The following is a 3,158-nucleotide window of genomic DNA, read 5'->3' as shown; positions in this document are numbered from 1 at the left end:
GTCGCGCAGGGCCTGCTTGATCTTGGCCTGGGCCTCGTCGAGGGATTCCTTGCTCGGGTCGGTGTCGGCTCCGGAGATGTCGAAATCACCGAGCTCGAAGGCGGGGAAGACGTGCATGTGCAGGTGCGGCACCTCCAGACCGGCGATGAGCAGGCCCGCGCGCGGCGCGTCCCAGGCCGCCCGCACCGCCTTGCCGATCCGCTGCGCCACCGCGCTCATGCGCGCGAAGGTCTCCGGGTCCAGGTCCTGCCACTGGTCGATCTCCTTGCGCGGCACCACCAGCGTGTGCCCCTGGGTGACCGGGGCGATGGTCAGGAATGCGACGAATTCGTCGTCCTCCCACACGAACCGGCCGGGAAGCTGGCCGGAGATGATTGCGGAGAAAACAGAAGCCATAGCGGCAGCGTACGCGCGGCGGCCGCGGGTCGTCGGTGCGCGCGCCTACACTCGCCTCGAGCACCCGCCACCGCGCCGAGGAGACCAGGCCATGCCGACCATCAGCGTTACCCGGGAAATCGCCGCGCCGCCCGAACGAGTCTGGGCGGTGGTCACCGACATCGACCGCGCCGCCGAGGTGATGAAGGGCATCGACACGGTCGAGCGGGTCGGCGGCGGCACCGGATTCGAGGTCGGCACCACGTGGCGGGAGACGCGGACCATGTTCGGCAGGCAGAGCACCGAGACCATGGCGGTGACGGCCATCGAGCCCGGTCGCTCCTACACCGTCGAAGCCGATTCCCGCGGCACCCACTTCACCTCGGTCATCACCGTCACGGCGCAGGGCGACGGCACGCTGCTGGCCATGACCTTCGGCGGCGAAGCCAAGGGTCTCGCGGCCAAGCTCGCCGGAGTGTTCGGCAAGCTGTTCGAGGGTGCGACACGCAAGCTGGTGCAGCGCGACCTCGACGATATCGCCGCCGCCGCCGAAGCCTGACCGGTCAGACCGCCACGAAGTGCGAGAGGATGCTCTGCACCTCGTAGATGTCCACCTGGCGGTTGAAGCGCTTCTGCACCGGCTCCGGGGAGCCGCCGATCCAGATGCACAGTTCGGCATCCATATCGAAGGTGCCCGCGGTCTCCACCGAGAAATGCGTGATGGCCCGGTACGGGATGCTGTGATAACTCACCTTGCGTCCCGTCATGCCCTGTTTGTCGACGATGATCAATCGCCGATTCGTGAACAGGATGGCGTCGCGCACCAGCAGGTACGCGGCGTACACCTGTTCCCCCTGCCCGAACAGCTTCGCGTACTCCTGCTGTGCGGAGTTCGGATCGATGCGTCCGGCATTGCCCATCAGTCCGTCGATCAAGCCCATCGGCCTGCACATCCTTCGCGCGATCGCGGTGGCGGCTGTCACCCCCATCATCCCTGCCGGAGGGCTGATCCGCACCGAACCGACGTCACCTAAGCTGTTGCGCGTGCGCGTACTCGTCATCGGCTCCGGAGCCCGTGAACATGCCCTCGTCCTGGCCTTGCGGCGGGACCCGGCGGTGACCGCGGTGTACGCGGCGCCCGGCAACGCGGGCATCGCCCAGCACGCCGAGATCCGGCCGGTCGACCCCTGCTCCGGCGACGAGGTGGTGGCGCTGGCGCGCGACGTCGAAGCCGATCTGGTGGTGATCGGACCGGAGGTGCCGCTGGTGCTCGGCGTCGCCGACGCGGTGCGTGCGGCCGGGATCGCCTGCTTCGGACCGTCCGCCGAGGCCGCGCGGATCGAAGGATCCAAGGCGTTCGCCAAGGACGTGATGAACGCGGCCGGGGTGCGGACCGCGCACAGCGAGGTCGTGGACAGCCCGGGCGAACTCGACGCGGCGCTGGACCGCTTCGGGCCGACCTGGGTGGTCAAGGACGACGGGCTGGCCGCCGGCAAGGGTGTGGTGGTCACCGCGGATCGGATGGCCGCGCGCGACCACGCCGCCGAATGCCTGGAGATGGGGCATCCGGTGCTGCTGGAGTCGTTCCTGGACGGGCCCGAGGTGTCGCTGTTCTGCCTGGTCGACGGGGAGACGGTGGTGCCGCTGCTGCCCGCACAGGACCACAAGCGGGTGGGCGACGGGGACACCGGGCCCAATACCGGCGGAATGGGCGCGTACACGCCGCTGCCGTGGCTGCCGGAGCAGACCGTCACCACCATCGTCGACGAGGTGGTGAAACCCGTTGCGGCCGAGATGGTTCGCCGGGGGACGCCGTTCTCCGGGCTGCTGTACGCCGGGCTCGCCATCGGCCAGGCCGGTCCGGCGGTGGTCGAATTCAACTGCCGCTTCGGCGATCCCGAGACTCAGGCGGTGCTGGCCATGCTCGACAGCCCGCTCGGCGAACTGCTGCACGCCACCGCCACCGGCACCCTGGACCGGGTCGCGGCACCGTGCTGGAAGGACGGTGCCGCGGTCACCGTCGTACTGGCCGCCGAGAACTACCCGGGGCGGCCGCGCACCGGCGATGTCATCAGCGGAGCCGAATCCGCTGGTACCGGAACCGAATCCGAGGTGCTGCACGCGGGCACCGCGCAGCGCGCCGACGGGGCGCTGGTCTCGGCGGGCGGCCGGGTGCTGTCGATCGTCGGCCACGGCGCCGATCTCGAGGCGGCGCGCGAGAACGCCTACGCCCGCCTTTCCGGAATCAAGCTGCCGGGCAGCCACTTCCGCACCGATATCGCACTGGCGGCCACCGAGAACCGGATCACGGTGCCCACCACCGTCTGAGGAACCCCGGAAACCTTCCGGATCAGTTCAGGGACAGGCCGTGCAGGGCGAGCCAGCGTTGCGGGTCCACGTGCTGCCCGTTCTGGATGACCTCGAAGTGCAGGTGCGGGCCGGTGGAGTCGCCGCGGTTGCCGATGCGGGCGATCTGCATTCCGGCCGGGACGCGCTCGCCCACCGAGACGATGAAGTCGTACATGTGCCCGTAGACGGTGATGGTGCCGTCGTCGTGGCGGATGCGCACCCACAGGCCGAATCCGGCGGCGGGGCCCGCGTCGACGACAGTGCCCGCGGCCACGGCGTAGATGGGAGAGCCCAGCGGCGCGGCGATGTCGATGCCGTTGTGGAAGGTGCCCCAGCGCTGGCCGAACGCCGAGGTGAACAGCCCCTTGGCCGGGAGCGCGAAGCCGCCGATGCTGGGCAGCACGAAGCCGGGCGGCAGCGCGCCGCCGGGGTCG

The 3,158-nt window shown here is 70.0% G+C and carries 5 protein-coding genes; 2 read left to right on the top strand and 3 right to left on the bottom strand.

Annotated features, from left to right (window positions below):
- Nucleotides 1-396 (bottom strand): HIT family protein (locus tag QK444_RS34665; protein WP_282786228.1); only part of this gene is annotated, 396 nt, incomplete at its 3' end.
- Between the two features lie 91 nt (nt 397-487).
- Here QK444_RS34665 and QK444_RS34660 point away from each other — a divergent pair.
- The gene (locus tag QK444_RS34660) at nt 488-934 is read left to right on the top strand and encodes an SRPBCC family protein (RefSeq protein ID WP_282786227.1); all 447 of its coding nucleotides are present in this window, start codon (nt 488-490) and stop codon (nt 932-934) included.
- 4 nt (nt 935-938) lie between these two features.
- On the opposite strand, the gene QK444_RS34655 is transcribed toward QK444_RS34660, so the two are convergent.
- A complete protein-coding gene (locus QK444_RS34655) occupies nt 939-1,316 on the bottom strand; it encodes a PH domain-containing protein (protein ID WP_143982975.1) in 378 nt (125 codons plus the stop codon).
- A 103-nt stretch (nt 1,317-1,419) separates the two neighbouring features.
- Here QK444_RS34655 and purD point away from each other — a divergent pair, with 103 nt between their 5' ends.
- Complete coding sequence (gene purD / locus QK444_RS34650) at nt 1,420-2,703, top strand: phosphoribosylamine--glycine ligase (protein ID WP_282786226.1); 1,284 nt, start codon at nt 1,420-1,422, stop codon at nt 2,701-2,703.
- 22 nt (nt 2,704-2,725) lie between these two features.
- Here purD and QK444_RS34645 read toward each other — a convergent pair.
- Nucleotides 2,726-3,158 (bottom strand): M23 family metallopeptidase (locus tag QK444_RS34645; RefSeq protein ID WP_282786225.1); only part of this gene is annotated, 433 nt, incomplete at its 5' end.

The organism is Nocardia sp. CC201C (genome assembly GCF_030010695.1).
In the GTDB taxonomy this organism is placed as follows: Bacteria; Actinomycetota; Actinomycetes; order Mycobacteriales; family Mycobacteriaceae; genus Nocardia; species Nocardia otitidiscaviarum.
This window is presented reverse-complemented; position numbering and strand designations above follow the sequence as displayed.

Coding starts and splice junctions, on each gene's coding strand:
- QK444_RS34660 (WP_282786227.1), top strand. CDS start 488: ATGCCGACCATCAGCGTTACCCGGGAAATCGCCGCGCCGCCCGAACGA.
- QK444_RS34655 (WP_143982975.1), bottom strand. CDS start 1,316: ATGGGCTTGATCGACGGACTGATGGGCAATGCCGGACGCATCGATCCG.